This is a genomic window from Haloparvum alkalitolerans, from assembly GCF_055381565.1.
Window position 1 is genome coordinate 394,175 of record NZ_AP043938.1, and the last position, 18,418, is coordinate 412,592.

General features: G+C 70.1%; 20 protein-coding genes. 14 read left to right on the forward strand and 6 right to left on the reverse strand.

Translation table 11 applies throughout. The features are described 5' to 3' along the window. Positions 1-14: 14 nt before the first annotated feature. A complete protein-coding gene (locus ACZ432_RS04350) occupies positions 15-1,895 on the forward strand; it encodes an ABC transporter substrate-binding protein (protein ID WP_426963046.1) in 1,881 nt (626 codons plus the stop codon). Continuing rightward, complete coding sequence (locus ACZ432_RS04355) at positions 1,892-2,740, forward strand: phosphatase PAP2 family protein (RefSeq protein WP_426963045.1); 849 nt, start codon at positions 1,892-1,894, stop codon at positions 2,738-2,740. The genes ACZ432_RS04350 and ACZ432_RS04355 overlap by 4 nt, the downstream gene beginning before the upstream one ends. 43 nt (positions 2,741-2,783) lie before the next feature. On the opposite strand, the gene ACZ432_RS04360 is transcribed toward ACZ432_RS04355, so the two are convergent. Continuing rightward, positions 2,784-3,209: a CopG family ribbon-helix-helix protein gene (locus ACZ432_RS04360; RefSeq protein ID WP_426963043.1), complete on the reverse strand. Its 426-nt coding sequence runs from the start codon at positions 3,207-3,209 to the stop codon at positions 2,784-2,786. 159 nt (positions 3,210-3,368) lie between these two features. Here ACZ432_RS04360 and ACZ432_RS04365 point away from each other — a divergent pair, with 159 nt between their 5' ends. The 4 genes from ACZ432_RS04365 to ACZ432_RS04380 all read left to right on the forward strand — a co-directional run bounded on the left by ACZ432_RS04365 (position 3,369) and on the right by ACZ432_RS04380 (position 6,717). Next, positions 3,369-4,166 (forward strand): basic amino acid ABC transporter substrate-binding protein, encoded by a 798-nt coding sequence (locus ACZ432_RS04365; RefSeq protein ID WP_426963042.1) that lies wholly within the window; start codon positions 3,369-3,371, stop codon positions 4,164-4,166. 3 nt (positions 4,167-4,169) lie between these two features. Next, positions 4,170-4,979, forward strand: coding sequence for an amino acid ABC transporter permease (locus ACZ432_RS04370; protein ID WP_426963041.1), 810 nt, complete (start codon positions 4,170-4,172; stop codon positions 4,977-4,979). A 128-nt stretch (positions 4,980-5,107) separates the two neighbouring features. Then, a complete protein-coding gene (locus tag ACZ432_RS04375) occupies positions 5,108-5,794 on the forward strand; it encodes an amino acid ABC transporter ATP-binding protein (protein ID WP_426963108.1) in 687 nt (228 codons plus the stop codon). Next, positions 5,794-6,717, forward strand: a complete 924-nt coding sequence (locus ACZ432_RS04380) for an amino acid ABC transporter permease (protein WP_426963039.1) — start codon at positions 5,794-5,796, stop codon at positions 6,715-6,717. Before ACZ432_RS04375 ends, ACZ432_RS04380 begins: the two co-directional genes overlap by 1 nt. Positions 6,718-7,180: 463 nt before the next feature. On the opposite strand, the gene ACZ432_RS04385 is transcribed toward ACZ432_RS04380, so the two are convergent. Together ACZ432_RS04385 and ACZ432_RS04390 are read right to left on the reverse strand one after the other, a co-directional pair. Next, entirely contained in the window at positions 7,181-8,371 is a 1,191-nt protein-coding gene (locus ACZ432_RS04385; RefSeq protein WP_426963037.1) for an amidohydrolase family protein, read from the reverse strand. 100 nt (positions 8,372-8,471) lie between these two features. Beyond that, positions 8,472-9,710, reverse strand: a complete 1,239-nt coding sequence (locus ACZ432_RS04390; protein ID WP_426963036.1) for a carboxylate--amine ligase — start codon at positions 9,708-9,710, stop codon at positions 8,472-8,474. A gap of 120 nt (positions 9,711-9,830) precedes the next feature. On the opposite strand from ACZ432_RS04390, the gene ACZ432_RS04395 reads away from it, so the two are divergent. Continuing rightward, on the forward strand, positions 9,831-10,343 hold the full coding sequence (locus ACZ432_RS04395) for a DUF5813 family protein (protein WP_426963035.1): 513 nt from the start codon (positions 9,831-9,833) through the stop codon (positions 10,341-10,343). Between the two features lie 386 nt (positions 10,344-10,729). On the opposite strand, the gene ACZ432_RS04400 is transcribed toward ACZ432_RS04395, so the two are convergent. Together ACZ432_RS04400 and ACZ432_RS04405 are read right to left on the reverse strand one after the other, a co-directional pair. Beyond that, positions 10,730-10,960 (reverse strand): Lrp/AsnC family transcriptional regulator, encoded by a 231-nt coding sequence (locus ACZ432_RS04400; protein WP_426963034.1) that lies wholly within the window; start codon positions 10,958-10,960, stop codon positions 10,730-10,732. Beyond that, positions 10,960-11,652, reverse strand: coding sequence for a potassium channel family protein (locus ACZ432_RS04405; RefSeq protein ID WP_426963033.1), 693 nt, complete (start codon positions 11,650-11,652; stop codon positions 10,960-10,962). Before ACZ432_RS04405 ends, ACZ432_RS04400 begins: the two co-directional genes overlap by 1 nt. Positions 11,653-11,767: 115 nt before the next feature. Between ACZ432_RS04405 and ACZ432_RS04410 the strand changes: the two genes are divergently transcribed. Next, a complete protein-coding gene (locus tag ACZ432_RS04410) occupies positions 11,768-12,001 on the forward strand; it encodes an Lrp/AsnC family transcriptional regulator (RefSeq protein WP_426963032.1) in 234 nt (77 codons plus the stop codon). 97 nt (positions 12,002-12,098) lie between these two features. After that, positions 12,099-12,419, forward strand: coding sequence for a hypothetical protein (locus tag ACZ432_RS04415; protein WP_426963107.1), 321 nt, complete (start codon positions 12,099-12,101; stop codon positions 12,417-12,419). Between the two features lie 25 nt (positions 12,420-12,444). On the opposite strand, the gene tmk is transcribed toward ACZ432_RS04415, so the two are convergent. Next, on the reverse strand, positions 12,445-13,035 hold the full coding sequence (gene tmk, locus ACZ432_RS04420; protein WP_426963031.1) for a dTMP kinase: 591 nt from the start codon (positions 13,033-13,035) through the stop codon (positions 12,445-12,447). Positions 13,036-13,150: 115 nt separating this feature from the next. On the opposite strand from tmk, the gene ACZ432_RS04425 reads away from it, so the two are divergent. From ACZ432_RS04425 to ACZ432_RS04445, 5 genes are all read left to right on the forward strand, one after another. Beyond that, entirely contained in the window at positions 13,151-14,047 is an 897-nt protein-coding gene (locus ACZ432_RS04425) for a complex I NDUFA9 subunit family protein (RefSeq protein WP_426963030.1), read from the forward strand. 296 nt (positions 14,048-14,343) lie between these two features. Beyond that, the gene (locus ACZ432_RS04430; RefSeq protein ID WP_426963029.1) at positions 14,344-15,522 is read left to right on the forward strand and encodes a tubulin/FtsZ family protein; all 1,179 of its coding nucleotides are present in this window, start codon (positions 14,344-14,346) and stop codon (positions 15,520-15,522) included. A gap of 18 nt (positions 15,523-15,540) precedes the next feature. Beyond that, entirely contained in the window at positions 15,541-16,200 is a 660-nt protein-coding gene (gene cofC, locus ACZ432_RS04435; protein ID WP_426963028.1) for a 2-phospho-L-lactate guanylyltransferase, read from the forward strand. Between the two features lie 76 nt (positions 16,201-16,276). Then, entirely contained in the window at positions 16,277-17,455 is a 1,179-nt protein-coding gene (cofG, locus tag ACZ432_RS04440; RefSeq protein ID WP_426963027.1) for a 7,8-didemethyl-8-hydroxy-5-deazariboflavin synthase subunit CofG, read from the forward strand. A gap of 46 nt (positions 17,456-17,501) precedes the next feature. Further along, positions 17,502-18,359, forward strand: a complete 858-nt coding sequence (locus ACZ432_RS04445; RefSeq protein ID WP_426963026.1) for a mechanosensitive ion channel family protein — start codon at positions 17,502-17,504, stop codon at positions 18,357-18,359. Positions 18,360-18,418 lie beyond the last annotated feature (59 nt).

The window sequence follows — 18,418 nt, forward strand, 5'->3', positions numbered from 1 at the left end:
GAGTTACGGGGAGAATGACGCCCTCCCCCGCCACGACCCGTCGGGCGGTGATCGCCGGCTCGCTCGCCGGACTCGGCACCGCGAGCGCCGGCTGTCTCGGCCGCGTGCGCAACATCGCCGGGCGTGACGGGAGCACGCAGATGACCCTCGATGTGTACACGACGCCCGCGGACGCGGACCCGCACGGGATCCGCGTCGCCCGCCACCTCGAGGAGCACCTGCGCGCGGTCGGCATCGACACCCGCGTGAACACGATGGCGGAGGCGGACCTCTACCGTCGTGTCCTCATAAACCAGGACTTCGACATTTACGTCGGACAGTTCCCCGCACAGCAGCGGATCGACCCGGACGCGCTCTATCCCTTCTGTCACTCCGAGTTCAACCCGGAACCGGGGTGGCAGAACCCCTTCGGCGTCACCGACCTCACCATCGACGACCTCCTCGAGGAACAGCGCGGCGCGGCGTCCGACGACAGGCCGGCCGTCGTCGACGATCTGCAGCGCGAGATCGCCCGTCAACAGCCGTTCGTGACGGTCGCGTTCCCGGACGCCCTCACCGCGGTCCAGCGAGGGCGCTTCGAGGGCTGGCGACGCGGCGGGCGGGTCGCGAAGCCGATGCGGCTTCTCTCCCTCTCGCTGTCGGGGGACGACGAAGGGGCGGACGGGACGGACGACGGTGACGCGACCGGGGGCGACGGGTCGGATCGGCCCACGGAGACGACCGCGGAGGCGACCGCGGACGGCGGGGCCGCGGCGGACGCGACGCTCCGGCTCGTGACGACCGATCCCCGCGTGGCGGAGAACAGGAACCCGATCGCTGCGGAGTACCGCCGGCACGGCACGTTCACCGAACTGCTGTACGACTCCCTGATCCGGACGCGCGGGGACGAGCGGATCCCGTGGCTTGCGCGGGACGTGTCGTGGCTCGACGAGGAAACCGTGCGGGTCTCGCTCCGGGAAGCGACCTGGCACGACGGCGAGCCGGTTACCGCCGCGGACGTCGCCTTCACCTACGCGTTCCTCTCGGACACCTCGATGGGGAACGCGGAGGCGCCGATCCCCGCGCCGCGCTTCCGCGGTCGGTCGACGCTCGTCAGGACGACCGATGCCGTCGACGACCGGACCGTCGACGTGACGTTCGCGGACGCCAACCCCCGGGTCGGCCTGCGGGCGCTGACGGTCCCGATCCTGCCGGAGCACGTCTGGAGCGAGCGGACGAACGTCGCCGCCATCGCGGGGATCGAAGTCGACGAGCAGACGACCGACGCGCTCGTGTGGGACAACCCCGACCCGGTCGGGAGCGGTCCGCTCCGGTTCGTCGAAGCGTCGCCCGGCGAGCGTGTCGTCTTCGCGCGCAGCGACGACCACTTCCTCGACCGCGATCCCGACGGCGTTCCGGCGGACCTGCGGGGGAAGCCGGCGTTCGACGAACTGCTGTTGAACCTCGTTCCGTCCGACATCGCGGCGGTCGAACACGTCGCCGACCGCCGCGCCGACGCCACCGTCTCGAACCTCGGCCCGGAGGCGGTGCCGCGGATCGGACGCGAGCCTGACGCGACGCTGGTGAGCCGGCAGTCGGCCGCGTTCTACCACGTCGGGTTCAACGTCCGCAGCGAGCCGCTGTCGAACCCCCGCTTCCGCCGCGCGGTCGCCGGCCTGATCGACAAGGCCCACGTCGTCGACGAGGCGTTTCAGGGGTACGCACAGCCCGCCGCCTCGCCGCTCGCGAACGCCGACGAGTGGCTCGCCGACGACCTCCGGTTCGACGGACGCGACCCGGAGACCCCCTTCTTCGGGACGGACGGCGCTCTCGACGTGGAGGCGGCCCGGGAGGCGTTCCGCGAGGCGGGGTACCGCTACGGCGACGAGGGCGCGCTGCTCGTGAGGGAGCCGTGATCGAACGCTCCGCGGTGCTGCTGTCGGTCGTGGCCTACCTCGCCATCTCGACCGTGTCGCTGTGTCTGATCGTCGGCGTCGCGACCATCGGGCCGGGCCGGCTCTACCGGCTCCGGCACGACGCACTTCCCCGGATCCGAGAGGTCAGGCCGCAGATCCTCCTTCTGGTGGCGGTACTCCTCGTCAGCGCGGTCGCCCGCGAACGCCTCCAGGTCGTCTCGCAGCTCTACGGCCTCTACCTCACCGGCGCCATCTTCGCGTTCGAGGGGGAGTTCGTCGCGTGGCTGCAGGCGACGTTCGCGACGCCGCTTCGCACCCTCTACTTCTCGTGGGTGTACGTCTACGGCTACGTGTTCCTGCTCGTGTTTCCGTTCGTCGCCTACGGCGTCCTCGACGAGTCGACCACGCTCAAGCGGCTGATGACGGCGTACGCGCTCAACTACGCCATCGGGCTGGTCTGTTACACCGTCGTCTACGCTCACGGGCCGCGCAACATCATGCCCGACATGGTGCAGCCGCTGCTGTTCACGTTCAACCCGGACGTGCTGGCGCTCACGAGCGAGATCAACGAGAACACGAACGTCTTCCCGTCGCTGCACACCTCGCTGGCGGTCACGGTCGCGCTGTTCGCGCTGCTGACGCGCCGCGAGTACCCGGGGTGGGCGGCGATCGCCACGCCGCTGGCGCTCTCCGTGGTGATCGCGACGATGTACCTCGGGATCCACTGGCTCGTGGACGTGATCGCCGGGACCGCGCTGGCGGTGGGCTGCGTGGTCGCCTCCTACCGGTTCGTCGCGCCCGCGGCCGGCGAGACGACGGAGGACACGGCGTCGGTCGTGGAGTGACGGGACGGCGTCACGTGGCCGTCTCACTCCCGACGCTCGGTGATCACTCCGCGCCGACCGGTCCGAACTCGTCGACGGGCATCACGCTGTAGTCGACCGAGAGGGTGTCCTTCGTCGCGCGGATCCGGCCGACGAACGAGGAGATGTCCTCGAGCCGGCCCTCCAGCACGAACAGCTCCATGCAGTAGTGCGTGCCGACGTGGCTGTGGAAGTTGGCCGCCACGAGCGACTCGTGTTCGTGGCGGAGGTGCATCATCCGCTCCTCCACGCTCGTCGTCTCGTAGTCGAAAAGCACCGTGACGACGGCCATCAGCTCGCGGTCCTCCAGCTTCGCGTCCTCGAACTCCCCGAGCAGGTTGCGGGAGGCCTCGCGGACCACTTCGCTGCGGCCGGTGTAGCCGTGGTCCTCCGCGAACCCGTCCAGCCGCTCCAGCAGTTCCTCCGGCATCGAGACGCTGACGACGGTCATGTATTAACATCTTCGGCAAATGTTGTTAATCCTTGTGGTCTATACGCTCTCGAGACGCCAGCTGTTCACAAGACCGCGGACGGTGGGGCGGTGTCGGCGACGATTGCCGGACGCGTCCGGGAGGAAACCTTGAAACCGGTGCTCGCCAACGTGAACAGTATGTCACGCCGCACGCAGACGGACATGAGCCGCCGGACGTACCTGCAGATCACCGGCGCGTCGGCCGCGACCGGACTGACCGCCACCGCCGGCTGTATCGGCGGGGGTTCCGCCGGAACGATCACGCCGGGGACCGCCCCCGGGTTCGCCCCGTTCGAGATGAAGCAGGACGGCGAGCTCGTCGGGTTCGACGTGGACCTCATCGAGGCCGTCGTCGGGGAGACCGACTACGAGCTGGGCTCGTGGGAGGAGTTCGAGTTCGACTCGCTCATCCCCGCGCTGACGAACGAGCGGATCGACGTGATCGCGGCCGCGATGACGATCACCGAGGACCGCCAGGAGACGATCTCCTTTTCGGACCCCTACTGGGAGTCCGACCAGTCCGTCCTGGTCGTCGAGGACGGCGACTTCCAGCCCTCCGGCTGGGAGGACTTCGAGGGCCGCACCGTCGGCGCGCAGTCCGGGACGACCGGCGCCGACCAGGTGCAGTCGAACCTCATCGATCCGGGGATCATCTCCGAGGACGACTACTCCTCGTACGACAACTACGTGTTCGCGGTCGAGGACCTCGAGAACGGCAACATCGACGCGGTCGTCATCGACCTTCCCGTCGCCGAGACGTTCGAGTCCCAGCGCGACGTGACGATCGCCTTCATCGAGGAGACAGGCGAGCAGTTCGGGTTCGGCGTCCGGCAGGACGACGACGACGTGCGCGAGGCGCTCAACAGCGGGCTCGCGACCGTCCGCGAGGACGGCACCTACGAGGAGATCACCAACCGCTGGTTCGGTCAGGAGTAGGCGATGAGCGCCACGTCGACGCTCGCGCTCGTCGCGGCCGACAGCCCCGCGTCCGCCGGGACCGTCGCGGCGGCGCTCACGGCGCTCGTGGACGGCGCCGCGGCGCCGCCGCTGCAGATCGGCGAACTCGAGGACTGGGCGTTCGTCCTCAGAAACGCCGACTACCTCCTCGTCGGCGCGCTGATGACGGTCGGGCTGACGGTCGCGTCGATCCTGCTCGGCTTCCTCGTCGGCTTCCCGGCGGGCGCGGTCGAGACGTACGGGGAGGGGCTCCCGAAGCGGCTCGTCGAGAGCGTCGGCGTCGTCCTGCGCGGGACGCCGATCGTGGTGATCCTCGTGTTCATGTACTTCGTGCTGGGAGTGCCGTCGATCGACCTCGGCGTCGTGACGCTCTCGGGCGCGGTGATGTCGGGGATCCTCGGACTCGGGCTCCGCAGCGCCGCCTACCAGTCGCAGATCTTCCGCGCGACGCTCGGCAGCGTCGACGACGGCCAGCTGGAGGCGGCGCGCGCGGTCGGCATGTCGCAGTTCGAGGCGATCCGCCACGTCGCCGTGCCGCAGGCGCTTCGCCGCTCCGTGCCCGGGTTCCAGAACGAGTTCACCATCGTCCTGAAGGACACGAGCATCGTCTTCGCCATCGGGCTGGCCGAGCTGTTGACGCGCAGCTACGACCTGTTCGTCGAGCGGACGACCGCGGTGCTCGAGGTCATCATCTTCATCAGTGCCATCTACTTCGTCCTCACGTTCACGACGAACCGCGCGCTCGACTACCTCGGCGACTACTACGCGATCCCCGGAGGTGAGTCGGCGTGAGCGACGCTGACGCCGACGCGTCCGGGGCCGACGCGGCCGACGCGACCGACGCGAAGGTCGGCGATGCCGACGCCGGCGACGACTACCTCCGCGTCGCGGACGTCTCGAAGTGGTACGGCGACGAGCAGGTGCTCGACGGCGTCTCCTTCGAGATGGCCCGCGGCGACGTGACCGTCCTGATCGGCCCCTCCGGGTCCGGTAAGTCGACGATGCTGCGCTGCGTCAACCGCCTCGCGGAGGCGCAGGAGGGCGCCATCTTCCTCGACGGCGAGGAGGTGACCGCGCCCGACGTGGACGTCGACGAACTGCGGCGGGAGGTCGGGATGGTGTTCCAGGACTTCAACCTGTTCGCGCACCTCACCGCGCTCGACAACGTCGCGCTCGGGCCCCGCCGCGTGCTCGACCTCTCCGAAGCGGAGGCGGAGGAGCGCGCGCACGCCCAACTCGAGCGCGTCGGCCTCGCCGACCAGACGGACTCCTACCCCGCGGAGCTGTCCGGGGGACAGAAGCAGCGCGTCGGCATCGCCCGCGCGCTGGCGATGGAGCCGAAGCTGATGCTGTTCGACGAGCCCACGAGCGCGCTCGACCCCGAGCTCATCGGGGAGGTGCTGGAGGTGATGCACGACCTGGTCGCGGACGGGATGACGATGCTCGTGGTGACCCACGAGATGAGCTTCGCGCGCGCGGTCGCCGACGAGATCGTCTTCCTCGATAACGGCCGCGTCGTGGAGCGCGGTCCGCCCGAACAGCTGTTCGAGAACCCCGAGATGGAGCGGACCGCCCGCTTCCTCGACCGCATCGCGAGCCACGACTGATGGCCGACACCACCCGCCCCGCGGACGTGAGCGAACCGGGAGAGGGGGTCCCCTCCGCGGGCCGCGTCCTCTTCGTCGCGGCCGGCGTCGTCTTCTGGGGCTGGCTCCTCGCGACTTGGGTGAACCGCTGGCTGGGCGGTCCCGTGGTTCCCGTCGGGGAGCCGTTCGTCGCCCCCGGAACCGTCGAGAGCGCGCTCGCTGTGGTCCCCCTGCTGTCGGCGTACGCCGGCGACCTGGCGTTCGTGACGAGCATCTCGCCGGAGGTCGCCCGCGGGCTGTGGCTCACGGTCGTGATCACGGTCGTCAGCCTCGCGGTCGGCTTCTTCATCGCCGTCCCGCTGGCGGTCGCGCGCGTCTACGGCCGCGTCACGGCGTACGTCTCGCTCGCGTACACCGAACTGCTGCGCGGGACGCCGCTCCTGGCGCAGCTGTTCGTGCTCCACTTCGGGCTGGACATGGGACAGTACGTCCCGGACGCGCTCTCGGGCGTGTTCGCGCGCAACGTCGTCTGGGTCGCGATCCTCGGGTTCGTGCTCAACGGCGCCGCCTACCAGGCGGAGTACATCCGCGGCGCCATCGAGAGCGTCGAGGAGGGGCAGCTGACGGCCGGCCGCGCCATCGGGCTTTCGAAGGCCGAGACGATCTACTACGTGGTGCTCCCGCAGGGGCTCCGCTACGCGATCCCCTCCTGGACCAACGAGTTCGTCTACCTGATCAAGTACTCCTCGCTGGCGGCGTTCATCACCGTCCCCGAGCTCTACTACCGGGCGTTCGAGATCGCCTCGGACACGTTCCGCTACCCGATGATCTTCGCGGTGACCGGCCTCGCGTACCTCTGTCTGGTGTTGACGGCCTCCGAGCTGATGGCCCGCGTCGAGGACCTGGTCGCGATCCCCGGCGTCGGCGGCGATAGAGAACGGTGAGAGGTGGGTGGCCGAGCACCGGAGTTTGACCGCTCGGTCGACGTCGGGTTTTGCGTGATCAAGCGTGCTGCTTCGCTTATCGGTACCAGCCAGACAGCCTTCGACCGGCCTCGTCCTTTCAGTCCACCAGGACGTGGTTTGCGGAACAGGTCGTTGCGAGCAGTTGCTCGGTGGGTCTCTGTTCCGGCTGTCGAGTCAAGCGTAGCCTCACGCCTCCCCAGCCTCAGCCGGCCGCGGCCTCCGCGGTGCTCCGGCCACGGCCGGGTTTCCCTCGCGCGCGTCGGGGTCACGCGCGCCAAGTGTGGGACAGCCGGCGAGGCGACGTGTCGAAGAACGAGCGATCACGCTGCACTCACGGCGGGAGTTGCGCCTCATCTGTGAAAAACGTCCGTTCGGCGGCGGTGCGGTGCTGTTGCGGTGCGGTGCTGTTGCGGTTGGCGCGCGCCGCGGCGACCGCGACGACCTACCAGGCGTATTCTTCCCGCGGGTCGACCGCGTCCCGCTCGCGGTCGAAGACGTGCTCGCCGTCGACGAACACGTGCTGGGTGCGGCTGCCGTTCTCGTGGAAGACGCCGTCCCAGACGGCCACGTCCGCGTCCGTCCCCTCCTCGAGGGTGCCGACGCGGTCGTCGATGCCGAGGATCTCGGCCGGAACGCGGGTGACGGCCTCCAGGGCCGCGCTCTCGGGGAACCCCTCTCGGACCGCGAGTCCGACGCACACGTCGAGGTGGTGCTGCGGGACGACGGGCGCGTCGGTCTGGATGGCCACGTCGACGCCGGCCTCGTGGAGGATCGCGGGCGTCTCGAAGGTGATGTTCCGGAGCTCGTACTTCGCACCGGAGTAGAGCGACGGGCCGACGACCGCGGGGACGTCGCGCTCGGCGAACTCCTCGGCGACCAGGTGGCCCTCGGTGGCGTGCTCGATGGAGAGGTTCTCGACCCCGAACTCCTCGGCGATCCGGAAGACGGTCATGATGTCGTCCGAGCGGTGGGCGTGGACGCGGAGCGGGAGCCCCTCGGTGAGCACGCGGGCGAGGTTCTCCATGCCGAGGTCGCGCTCGAACGGTTCGCCCTCGTTGCGGGCGTGTTCGCGGCGGTCGACGTAGTCCTCCGCGTCCATCAGCGCCTGCCGAAGCGTCGCGGCGACGCCCGGTCGCGTCGCGGGCTGGCGGCCCTGCTCCTCGCCGTGGAAGCGCTTCGGGTTCTCGCCCATCGCGGCCTTCATGCCGTCCTCGCGGATCAGCATCCCGTCGGCGGTGCGGCCGTACGTCTTCATCGAGCAGATGACGCCGCCGACGACGTTGCCCGACCCCATCCGCGCGGAGACGGCGGTGACGCCGTTCTGGAAGGCGTGTTTGAGCTCCTCGTCGCGCGGGTGGAAGCCGTCGAGCGCGGAGACGTGCGGCGTTACCGCGTCGGTTCCCTCGTTGATGTCGCCGTCCTCCGGTTCGCCCCACTCGGCCATGCCGGCGTGGCTGTGCGCGTCGACCAGTCCGGGCGTGACGTGGGCGCCGGCCACGTCGATCTCGGTCGCGTCCGCGGGCGCGTCCACGTCGCCGACCGCCGCGACCTCGCCGTCCGCGATCAGGAGGTCGCCCTCGACCGTCCCGGTCTCGGTCGCCGTGTGGATCAGCCCGTTCGTCAGGAGATACATACCCGACACTGCCGGGCGGGGACACAAAACGTTCCGGTCGGGGCCGGCACGGCCGGTTCCGGTTCGACCCGAGGGGCCGGACCCGCGCCCCGCGACCGCCTCAGCAGGAGCAGTAGTACTCGCGGTCGGTGAACTCCGTCTCGATGAGCTTCGCGGCCGGGTCGGGGTCGGAGGGACGGTAGACGCCGGTCGTGAGCGTCCCGGACTCCTCGAACCCGCCGGACAAAAGCGATGCCCAGTCGGTCGTCGAGAGGACGTCCCAGAAGGCGTCGTCCGTGGCCAGCAGCGAGAGGTAGTCGCGCAGGTAGACCCAGCGCGCGTCCTCGATCCCCTCGGACTCGTAGGTCGCGTCGGTGACCGCCGCGTACGCCGCCATCGGGAGGTTCGCGCCCGCTGCGACGGGCATGGAGATCCACTTCCACGGGCGCGTGTTCACGTCGAGCAGGAGGTACTCCTCGCGGTCGGCGTCGTAGACGAACTCGGCCTCGCTGATGCCGTAGTAGTCCGCCTCGTCGAGGACCGACAGCGCCCGGTCGCGCAGTGTCGGGTCCTCGACGCGCTCGACCAGACACGAGGTGCCGAACGACCGCGGGAAGCGGACGCGGGCGTTGCCGACGACCGCCAGCGCGTCCTCGACGCCCGAGGGCGGGACGTACGACGCCAGCGATCGGTCCTCGCCGGTCGCGACGTTCACGCGCTTCTGGGCCATCACCTCGACTCCTTCGGCCTCGGCGGCCTCGACCACGTCCGCGAACTCCTCGCGGTCCGCGACCTCGATCACGTTCGTGCCGAACGCCTCCTCGAACTCGCGTTTGAGCGCCGGCTTGACGACGAGCGGGAAGCCGAGCGCCTCGGCGGCCTCGTCGACGCTCGTCTCGGAGAGGCGGTGCGTCTCCGGATACGGAACGCCCAGCTCCTCGCACGTCGCGTAGAGCCGGGACTTGTTCAGAACCGCGTCGAGCACGTCGGAGTCGGCGAACGGGAGCCGCACTCCCTCGGGCTCCGCGGCCGCGTACGACAGCGCCCACTCGTCCATGCAGCCGAACGCGACGACCTCACGGCCGACCGCGTCGACCACCGCCTCCACGTCCTCGCGGAAGCCCTCGAGGTCGTCCAGTGGGAACGTCACCTCGCCGGCGAAGTCGATCGCGTCCGACGGCGGCGCGACGCCGTCGCCGTTCCTGTCCAGCGCGATCACGGGCACGCCGTGCTCCGAGAGCGCCCGGGCGACGCTCAGACCGGTGATGTGCGCGTTGCTGACGAGCGCCGGCGGTCGGTCGAAGGTGACTCCCTCCAACTCGTCGCGGAGGGCCGCCGTCGAAAGAAACTCCTCTGCCATGGCCCAACTTGGCCGTCGCCGCCCAAAAGCGCACCAGATCCGGACACCCCTGCCACCGTCGGTGACGGCCGACGAGTCGCGGCGCGACGCCCTTTTGAGCGCCGACGCCCTTCCTGAGGTATGAGCGACACGACAGGTGCGCCCGACCGGGCCCGACGGGCCTTCTCCGACCACGGCTCCTTCGAGGCGGCCGGCGAAGGCGACCGCTACGTCTCCACGAGCACCGCGTTCGACGGCGCCGTGACGCCGGCCGCGGCCGAGGACGGCCGGATCCGCTTCGACGTGACCGTCACCGTGCCGACGCTCGGCGCGGCCGCGGCCGATCACGTCGCGGACGTCGTCGAGGACGGCTGGTTCGACACCTTCGCGCAGCGGGTCGCCGATGTGGGCGGGGTCACTCGCAAGTCGCGCGAGTTCGACGTGGACGTGACGCGGCACGAGGAGACGGTCGTCGTGGAGACGTCGCTGGTCGACATCAACGAGGGGCGCGGCGTCGACGACGCGGCGGCCGTCATCGACTTCGTCGAGGGGACCTACGTGCAGGGGATCGTTCCGGGCTACGAGTACGAGGGCCCGGCCGCGTCGCTGCTGTCGAAGGCGCGCCGTCAGGGACAGGCCGGCGGCGCGCCGTAAGACGGGGAGCGCGTTTCCGCACGAGTGCGCGGACGGACGTGGGAGCTCACAGCTGACGGAATGGCGAACAGGCGGCGGGACGCCCCGCGTCTCCGCGGCGCGGCGGCTCCGGGTCGGGTCGCCGCACGACCGCCTCGTTCGACCCGGGCGAACGGTCAGAGCACGCGCCGTCTGGCGCGGCATGGGTCAAAAGGGTACGCCGACCCGTCGCCCCCGGGTACAGAGCGCGTCCGCGCTCGGGCGAGGCGCATTTGGGCGAGACGCGTTCGGGCGAGGCGCATTTGGGCGAGACGCGTTCGGGCGAGGCGCATTTGGGCGAGACGCGTTCGGGCGAGGCGCATTTGGGCGAGACGCGTTCGGGCGAGCCACGCTCGGGCGAGGCGCGATCAGTCCATCGCGATGTACGTCTGCGTGTTCTCGACGCCGCTGATGCCCTGAATGCCGGTCGCGGCCACCTCCTTGACCGCGCCCGGCGAGTCCACGTTCACCTTCACGACGAAGTCCACGTCGCCCGCGACGACGTGGACCTCCTCGACGCCGTCGAGGTCGCTCATCGACGCCTTCAGCCGGTCCGCCTCGCCGGTGTTCACCTTCACCATCACGTAGGCGACGACCATCAGGCCTCACCTCCCGTCACCGAGGTGACCGCGTCCGCGTCGCCGACGAGGAGCTGGCGCACCTCGTCCAGCACGGAGAAGTCCGCGAGGACGGCCACGCGGTCGCCCACCTCCAGCGAGTCGTCCGCGAGGGGCACGCCGAGCGGGTCGTCGCCCTTCCCGAACGCGAGGATCCGCGCCTCGGCGGGGAGCGCGACCTCCGAGAGCGTGTAGCCGGCCATCGGCGACTGGTCGGTGACGGTGAACAGGAGCACCTGCAGGCTCTGGGCGATGTCGGCGATCGCCTGCACGTTGCCGCCGAGCAGGGCGTTCTTCGCGCCGATGGCGCCGAGCCGCTCGGGATAGACGATCTCGTCGACGTCCGATGCGTACTTCTGGTAGATCTCCTCGCGGTAGTCCTCGTCGATGCGCATCACGGTCCGACAGCCGTGATGTTTCCCGATCATGCAGGCGGCGAAGTTGACGTTGAGGTCGCCCGTGAGCGCGCCGAGCGCGTCCGCATCGTCGATTCCCGCGCTCTCCAGCGTGTCCTCGCGGGCGCCGTCGCCGACGACCACCTCGAAGCCCGCCGACTCCGCCCGCTCGGCGGTCTCGGGGTCGAACTCGACGACGGTGACCTCGTGGTCCTCCTCGCGCAGGACTCGCGCGGTACGGAGGCCGACCCGCCCGGCTCCGACGATGACGTACTTCATGGAGTATGGTAACGACCCCCTCGACAATAACCGTGTCCCCGGTGAGCCGGGGTTCCGCCGACACGGTGTCCCCGACGGGGGGAACGCTTTTGAGCATTGTGAGAGAAGAGCACGCATGGTTCACGCGTACGTGCTGGTCAAGGCGGACGTGGGCGCGGCCGCCGACCTCGTGGAGACGATCCGCGGGGTCGACGCGGTCGCGGAGGCGCACGTCGTCGCGGGCGACTGGGACCTGATCGCCGAGGTCGACGCGCCGGAGGTGTACGACGTGCTCTCGACGGTCTCGGAGCAGGTCGGGCGCCTCGACGGCGTCGTGGACACGAAGACGTACGTCTCCATGGAGGAGTAGCCCGGCTTCGCGGCCGGCGCGGGGCCGGACCGAGTCGCACGAAGGAACGGCGCGACGAAGCCGACAGGGGGAAATGCGCCGCGCCCGTAACGCGCTCATGGCCTCGGTGCTTCAGGTCGTCCTCCTCGTCGGACTCGTGGCGGCGCACACGCTGGCCGCCGCGGTGATGACCCGCTTCTTCCGGCTGCAGCTGGAGACCGACTGGGGGACGGCGATATACGCCGTGACGCTCGTTCCGATCGTCTTGCTCGTGTCCACGCTGGTCTTCACGGGGCCGTTCGGGATCGGCGTCGATCTGGGGAGTTCGGGCGCGGTCTTCGCGGTCCTCGTGTTCATCCCGGGCGCGCTGGGCGCGGCCGTGGACTTCCTCTACGTCGAACCGCCGGAGGAGTACGAACTGCCCGACGTGGAGTCGTAGTCCCGCAGTTTCGGCGGCCCTGCGCCTACCCGTCCGCGAGCGCGTCGGCGACCACGCGCTCGACGCGGTCGATCACCTCCTCGGGCGACCGCGTGGCGTCGACGCGAACGAACCGACCCGGCTCCGCCTTGATCAGTCGCTCGTAGTTGGCCTGCACCGTCGAGAGGTACTCGCGCTGCTCGAACTTGTTCGTCGCGCCCGACCGCTCGGCCGCGCGCTTCGCGTCGAGATCGAGGTAGATCGTCAGGTCCGGCTTCCGAGAGAACGCCTGATGGATGCCGCGGACGTACTCCAGCGGGCGTTCGATCCCCGACTCCGCGAGCGACGCCGCCTGGTACGCGAACCGCGAGTCGGAGTAGCGGTCGGAGATCACCAGCTTCCCATCCGCGATCGCCGGACGGACCGTCTCCGAGAGATGGGCCGCGTGGTCGGCGGTGTAGAGGAACAGCTCCGCGAGGGGGTCGGCCGCGTCGTCCTCGATCGAGCGGTAGACCGCCTCACCGTACCAGGTGTCCGTCGGCTCGCGGGTGAACACCGCCTCCGGGTGCGAGGCGTGAAGCGCCTCCCACACGGTGGTCTTGCCGCTCCCGTCGAGCCCCTCCAGCGTGATCAGCATATCCGTCTCTCGCGGGGCGGCCCCCATAATCGGGTCGGTTCGGCGGTCGCTTGCGGGTCGGTTCGGCGGCCGTCCCCGCGGTAGGTTTACGGCGAGTCCGCCCCAACGCGAGTGCATGCAGGTGCTCGTAGCCGGCGGCACGGGATTCATCGGGTCGTACCTCTGTCGCGAACTCCTCGACCGGGGCCACGAGGTGACCGCGCTGGCGCGCTCGGCGGAGGGTGCGCCCGAGGGCGTCGACGTCGCGGTCGGTGACGTGACCGACCCGGAGACACTCGACGAGGCGGTCGCCGGCCACGACGCGGTGGTGAACCTCGTCGCCCTCTCGCCGCTGTTCGAGCCGTCGGGCGGCAACGAGATGCACGACCGCGTCCACCGCGCCGGGACGGAGAACCTCCTCCGCGCCGCCGAGGAGGCGGGCGCCGACCGCTTCCTCCAGATGAGCGCGCTGGGGGCGGACCCGGACGGCGACACCGCCTACATCCGCGCGAAGGGGGCGGCCGAGACCGCCGTCCGCGCGAGCGACCTCGACTGGACGATCTTCCGGCCGTCCGTGGTGTTCGGCGACGGCGGCGAGTTCGTCTCGTTCACCACGCGGCTGAAGGAGCTGTTCGCGCCCGGCGTTCCGGTGTATCCGCTGCCGGGCGGCGGCCGCACCCGGTTCCAGCCCATCCACGTGGAGGACCTCGCCCCGATGCTCGCGGACGGCGTCGAGAAGGACGAACACGTCGGCGAGACGTACGAGGTGGGCGGCCCGGAGGAGTTGACGCTCCGCGAGATCACGGACCTCGTCTACGAGGCCGAGGGAACGGGGATCAGCATCCTCCCGCTCCCGATGCCGATGGCCAAACTCGGCCTGACGGTTCTCGGCGCGATCCCCGGGTTCCCGATGGGTCCCGATCAGTACCGGTCGCTGAAGTTCGATAACACGACCGACGACAACGACATCGGGGCCTTCGGCGTCGACGAGGACGACCTCACGACGCTCGGCGAGTACCTCGGCGTCGCGTAGCGGTCGCGCCCGGTCCGCGACCGCTCGTCGACCGCCCGTCGCCGAGCGACCACGCCGCGCGCCCGTCAGACAACGACCGTGATCGGGGCGTGATCCGCCCGAGACGGGGGGTCTCTGGGATGCCATACCGTCCTCGGTCCCCGTCAACGCCTCCCTACTGCCACTCTCACGCCGTGATAATCGGGCCTTTCCGGGCGTCTAGACGGCCATATTGCCCGAATACGCCGATTTGAGCCATCACAAGGTTTATATCCGCGATCCTACTGTGCTTCCTTCAAAGACCATCAGGGGACATCATGAAACTGGCAATGATCGGATTCGGACAGGCGGGGGGCAAAATCGTCGACAAGTTCCTGGAGTACGACAAGCGGACCGGTTCCGAGATCGTCCGCGCCGCGGCCGCGGTCAACACCGCGAAGGCGGACCTCATGGGCCTCGAGCACATCCCGGAGGACCAGCGCGTACTTATCGGCCAGTCGCGGGTGAAGGGCCACGGCGTCGGCGCGGACAACGAACTCGGCGCGGAGATCGCCGAGGAGGACATCGACGAGGTGCAGGGCGCCATCGACTCGATCCCGGTCCACGAGGTGGACGCGTTCCTCGTCGTCGCCGGGCTCGGCGGCGGGACCGGTTCCGGCGGCGCGCCGGTACTGGCCAAGCACCTCAAGCGCATCTACACCGAGCCGGTGTACGGACTCGGCGTGCTCCCCGGTAGCGACGAGGGGGGCATCTACACGCTCAACGCGGCGCGCTCGTTCCAGACGTTCGTCCGTGAGGTGGACAACCTCATGGTGTTCGACAACGACGCGTGGCGGAAGACGGGCGAGTCCGTGCAGGGCGGCTACGAGGAGATCAACGAGGAGATCGTCCGGCGGTTCGGCATCCTGTTCGGCGCCGGCGAGATCCAGCAGGGGCAGGAGGTCGCCGAGTCCGTCGTCGACTCCTCCGAGATCATCAACACCCTCTCCGGCGGCGGCGTCTCCACCGTCGGCTTCGCGGAGGAGGAAGTCGAGGAACAGAGCTCCAGCGGGCTTCTCTCGCGGCTTCGCGGCGGGGAGGGGGACGAGGAACTCGACACGGCGCACACCACCAACCGAATCACCAGCCTCGTGCGCAAGGCCGCGCTCGGCCGGCTCACCCTCCCGTGTGAGATCGAGGGCGCCGAGCGGGCGCTGCTCGTGATGGCTGGCCCGCCGCAGTACCTCAACCGGAAGGGGATCGAGCGCGGCCGGAAGTGGCTCGAGGAGCAGACCGGCTCGATGGAGGTCCGCGGCGGGGACTACCCCTACCGCGGCGCGGGCTTCGTCGCGGCGGTCATCCTGCTCGCGGGCGTGACCAACGTCCCGCGCATCAAGGAGCTCCAGCAGGTCGCCATCGAGGCCCAGGACAACCTCGAGGAGATCCGCGAGGAGAGCGACGACAACCTCGAGACCCTCGTCAACGACGACGAGGACGAACTCGAGTCGCTGTTCTAAGGCCCGGGTTCCCCGCCCGTGGACGTTTTCCTCCCGTTTTCGACCGACCGCCCCAAGAGCCGGCTGGCCGACACGCTGACGCCGACCGAGCGTGAGTCGTTCGCCCACGCGATGCTGGCGGACGTGCTCGACGCGGTGGCGGCCGCGGGCGGCGATCCCCACCTCCTCGCCACGGCGCCGCTCGACCGCGACCGCGTACCCTCACCGGCTGGCGCCGACGTATCGGTCACGGTCGACGACCGCGCACTCACGCCGGCGGTGAACGCGGTGCTGCCGGACGCTCCCGGCGACGGTCCGGTCGCGGTCGTCGTCAGCGACCTCGCGCTGGCGACGCCCGACGCGGTCGAACGCCTGTTCGACGCGGCGCCCGACGGCGGCGTGGCGATGGCGCCCGGTCGCGGCGGCGGGACGAACGCGCTCGTCGTCGCCGACCCCGCCTTTCGGGTCGACTACCACGGCGCCTCCTGTCGCGACCACCGGCGGATCGCCGGCGAGGCCGGCGCGGACCTGCGGGAGGTCGACTCCCGTCGGCTCGCGACGGACGTCGACGAGCGCACGGACCTGGCCGAGGTGCTGCTCCACGGGGAAGGCGCCGCCCGCGACTGGCTCGTCGACGCGGGGTTCGAACTCAGGATCGACGGCGGCCGCGTCGGCGTGGATCGCGCCGACGACCGGTAGCCGACCGACCTCGGTCCGCTCGCCCGCGCGTGCCGGGACTGATACGCTTTTGAGGGTCGCCCGACGAGGTGGGGGCGTGTTCGAGGGCGTCGACGCGTACGACATCGATATCTCGGTCGACGGGGAGGCCGTCGAGCGGTTGCTGGCGGTCGGCCCCGGCGACGTCGAGGCCGCCGACGCGCTCACCTTCTCGCGGAACGTCTTCATCCCGCTGACGACGGCCTGCCGGTACACCTGCACGTACTGCACCTACTACGACGTCCCCGGCGAGGCGAGCCTGATGAGCCCGGAGGAGGTCCGCGAGCAGTGCCGGATCGGCGCCGACGCCGGCTGCACGGAGGCGCTTTTCACCTTCGGCGACGACCCCGACGACCGCTACACCGCGATCCACGACCAGCTGGACGCGTGGGGGTTCGACTCGATCCACGACTACCTCTACCGCGCCTGCGAGATCGCCCTGGAGGAGGGGCTGCTCCCCCACTCGAACCCCGGCGACTGCACCGAGGAGCAGTTCGCCGACCTCCGCGAGGTGAACGCCTCGATGGGCGTGATGCTGGAGACGACCGCGGACGTCGCCGCCCACAGCGGCGGCCGCCGGAAGACGCCGGGCCAACGCCTCAACACGATCCGGGCGGCGGGCCGGCAGGGGATCCCCTTCACGACCGGAATCTTGGTGGGGATCGGCGAGACGCCCCGCGACCGCGCGGAGAGCCTGCTGGCGATCCGCGACCTCCACGAGCGCTACGGGCACGTACAGGAGGTGATCGTGCAGAACGTCGTGCCGAACGAGCGATCGGACTTCGCGAAGCCCGACCTCGACACGATGCGACGGACGGTCGCGATGGCACGGGCGGCGCTCCCGGAGGCGGTGTCGGTGCAGGTGCCGCCGAACCTCTCGCCGGCCGCGGAGCTGGTCGACTGCGGCATCGACGACCTCGGCGGCGTCTCCCCCGTGACGGACGACTACATCAACCCCGAGTACGAGTGGCCGGCGATCCACGAGCTTCGGGACGTGGCCGACGCCGGCGGCGTGCCGCTCCACGAGCGGCTCCCGACCTACGACCGCTACCTCCCGGCGGACCTGCGACGGGACGAGGCCGACACGGCTCCCTCGCCTGCGGCCGCGGGTCGGGACGAGTGGGTCCCCGGATCGGTTCGCGATCGGATCGAGCGCGACGACCCGCACGGCCGCCGACTCCGCGCGGTCGCCGCCCGCGACGCACCGCTCCCGGTCCGTCCGAGACCGACCGACTGATGTCGCTGCCACCAGACTCTTTATAAATGCGTCCTACCCTCTCGGTATGGTGTCACTCCTGCAGCTCGGTGCCGTACTGGACGCCGTCGACCTCGGGTCGATAGCCGTCTCGGCGGCGCTGTTCGTCGCCGGGTTCGTCGTCGTCTACCTGCTCGGCATGGCGCTGTTCGTGCCGGCGGTTCGGCGGCTGCTCGGTTCGAAGGGCTTCGACGAGGCGGTTCGCAGCCTCGCGACGAGCGTCGCGCGGGCGGTCGTCTGGGTGGGCGCGGTCGCGATCGCGTTCACCGTCGCCGGCTTCGGCGCGTTCCTGTCGGCGTTCGCGGTGTTCGGCGGCGCGATCGCGCTCGCGATCGGCTTCGCCGCGCAGGACCTGCTCGGCAACTTCGTCGCCGGCGTCTTCATCCTGAAGGACAAGCCGTTCGAGGTCGGCGACTGGATCGAGTGGGACGGCAACGCCGGCCGCGTCGAGGACATCGACCTGCGCGTCACCCGCGTCCGCACGTTCGACAACGAGCGGGTCACAGTCCCGAACGGCGACCTCGCTAACGACGCCGTGACGAATCCGGTCGCCTACGAGACGCTGCGCCAGAAGTTCGTCTTCGGCATCGGCTACGAGGACGACATCGACGCCGCGACGGACATCATCATCGAGGAGGCCGAGGCCCACGCCGACATCCTCGACGACCCCGGGCCGTCCGTCCGACTGGTCGAACTCGGCGACTCCGCGGTCGGCCTCCAGTCGCGCTGGTGGATCGAGGACCCGGATCGCGGCGACTTCGTCCAGGTGCGTTCCGAGTACGTGCAGCGTGTCAAGGAGCGGTTCGACGCCGCGGGCATCGACATGCCGTACGTGCACCGCGAACTCACCGGCAGCGTCGAGGTCCTCGAGCGCGCCGCGGAGTGACGAGCGGCGGCTTCCGCCCCACTTCGAGCGGAGCGGAAGTTCCAAGCTCGACAATCGGG

Coding starts and splice junctions, on each gene's coding strand:
- ACZ432_RS04350 (WP_426963046.1), top strand. CDS start 15: ATGACGCCCTCCCCCGCCACGACCCGTCGGGCGGTGATCGCCGGCTCG.
- ACZ432_RS04360 (WP_426963043.1), bottom strand. CDS start 3,209: ATGACCGTCGTCAGCGTCTCGATGCCGGAGGAACTGCTGGAGCGGCTG.
- ACZ432_RS04365 (WP_426963042.1), top strand. CDS start 3,369: ATGTCACGCCGCACGCAGACGGACATGAGCCGCCGGACGTACCTGCAG.
- ACZ432_RS04370 (WP_426963041.1), top strand. CDS start 4,170: ATGAGCGCCACGTCGACGCTCGCGCTCGTCGCGGCCGACAGCCCCGCG.
- ACZ432_RS04380 (WP_426963039.1), top strand. CDS start 5,794: ATGGCCGACACCACCCGCCCCGCGGACGTGAGCGAACCGGGAGAGGGG.
- ACZ432_RS04385 (WP_426963037.1), bottom strand. CDS start 8,371: ATGTATCTCCTGACGAACGGGCTGATCCACACGGCGACCGAGACCGGG.
- ACZ432_RS04390 (WP_426963036.1), bottom strand. CDS start 9,710: ATGGCAGAGGAGTTTCTTTCGACGGCGGCCCTCCGCGACGAGTTGGAG.
- ACZ432_RS04395 (WP_426963035.1), top strand. CDS start 9,831: ATGAGCGACACGACAGGTGCGCCCGACCGGGCCCGACGGGCCTTCTCC.
- ACZ432_RS04400 (WP_426963034.1), bottom strand. CDS start 10,960: ATGGTCGTCGCCTACGTGATGGTGAAGGTGAACACCGGCGAGGCGGAC.
- ACZ432_RS04405 (WP_426963033.1), bottom strand. CDS start 11,652: ATGAAGTACGTCATCGTCGGAGCCGGGCGGGTCGGCCTCCGTACCGCG.
- ACZ432_RS04410 (WP_426963032.1), top strand. CDS start 11,768: ATGGTTCACGCGTACGTGCTGGTCAAGGCGGACGTGGGCGCGGCCGCC.
- ACZ432_RS04415 (WP_426963107.1), top strand. CDS start 12,099: ATGGCCTCGGTGCTTCAGGTCGTCCTCCTCGTCGGACTCGTGGCGGCG.
- tmk (WP_426963031.1), bottom strand. CDS start 13,035: ATGCTGATCACGCTGGAGGGGCTCGACGGGAGCGGCAAGACCACCGTG.
- ACZ432_RS04425 (WP_426963030.1), top strand. CDS start 13,151: ATGCAGGTGCTCGTAGCCGGCGGCACGGGATTCATCGGGTCGTACCTC.
- ACZ432_RS04430 (WP_426963029.1), top strand. CDS start 14,344: ATGAAACTGGCAATGATCGGATTCGGACAGGCGGGGGGCAAAATCGTC.
- ACZ432_RS04445 (WP_426963026.1), top strand. CDS start 17,502: ATGGTGTCACTCCTGCAGCTCGGTGCCGTACTGGACGCCGTCGACCTC.